1 protein-coding gene is annotated in these 1,146 nt (G+C 34.1%); it reads right to left on the bottom strand.

What is annotated here, in order from left to right:
- The coding region (locus ACP6PK_RS08040; RefSeq protein ID WP_426559165.1) for a hydantoinase B/oxoprolinase family protein at positions 1-1,146 on the bottom strand (1,146 nt) is incomplete at both ends.

The following is a 1,146-nucleotide window of genomic DNA, read 5'->3' as shown; positions in this document are numbered from 1 at the left end:
GGATATTTGTCTCGGATAAGGTTTCTGAAGGGAAGTTAGGTTCGGGAAAAATATTATTTTTCCTATTTTCCACATCCTGCTTCCCAATAACAGAAGCATCTTTTGGTTTTTGTAGATTTGAAAATACAGGAGTAATAACTGTTATGTCTGGCAGATGAGTACCGCCATTGTAAGGATTATTTAAAACATAAACATCTCCTGGTTTGAGTGTGTCGCCTTTGTCAGAAATTAAGGCATTAACACTTTCACTCATGGAACCTAAATGTACGGGAATATGAGGAGCATTGGCAACTAATTCACCATCTTTATCGAAAATAGCGCAGGAAAAATCTAGTCTTTCTTTGATATTTACTGAAGAGCTAGTATTTTGTAATGTAATTCCCATTTGTTCGGCGATCGCTCGAAATAGGTTATTAAATATTTCTAGCATTACGGGGTCTGCTGAAGTTGGATTTTTGTCTTGAGACTTACTGGTTATCTCTACGGATTTTTCTGTAGTTTTAGTTTTCGTTAAAATCAGGTGATTTTTGGTAGTTAGTTCTGTTTGCCAACCAGGTTCGATAATATTGGTTCCGGTTTTTTCAATTATTAAGGCAGGACTATTAATTTTGTCTCCTGGTTGTAAATTTTCTCGGAGATAAATAGGAGTATCATGCCATTTTCCGGCTGTATATATTTGTGTTATTGCAGTTGGAGTTATAGGAGATTTTTTAGTGGGAAATTTTTCTATTTCTTCTGGGGTTTCCATTTGCTGAATAAGTTCTAGGGAAACTGCTTCAACTATTAAGGATTTTTCTGCCATGATAAATCCATATCTCTGTTGATGAGCTGTTTCAAATTCGGCTTTTATTGTTGAGATATTTTCGGCAAAGTCTATGATTAATGTTGAGTCACTACCTTGATATTTAAGGTGAATTTTTAATAATAAGGATGTAACAGCAGCATCTTGCTTGTCAAATTTATTCCTTTCTGAAATTAAATCTGTTGTAGATTCTAAATTTGAATTTTCCGACGAAGAATTTTCTGTTATTAACTCTTGTTTGGCTTCAGTTTCTGACAAAGGTGTAACAGCAGCATCTTGCTTGTCAAAATTATTCCTTTCTGAAATTAAATCTGTTGTAGATTCTAAATTTGAATTTTCCGACG

The organism is Dapis hubbardiae BLCC-M172, assembly GCF_050016015.1.
Lineage (GTDB): Bacteria > Cyanobacteriota > Cyanobacteriia > Cyanobacteriales > Microcoleaceae > Trichodesmium.
This window is presented reverse-complemented; position numbering and strand designations above follow the sequence as displayed.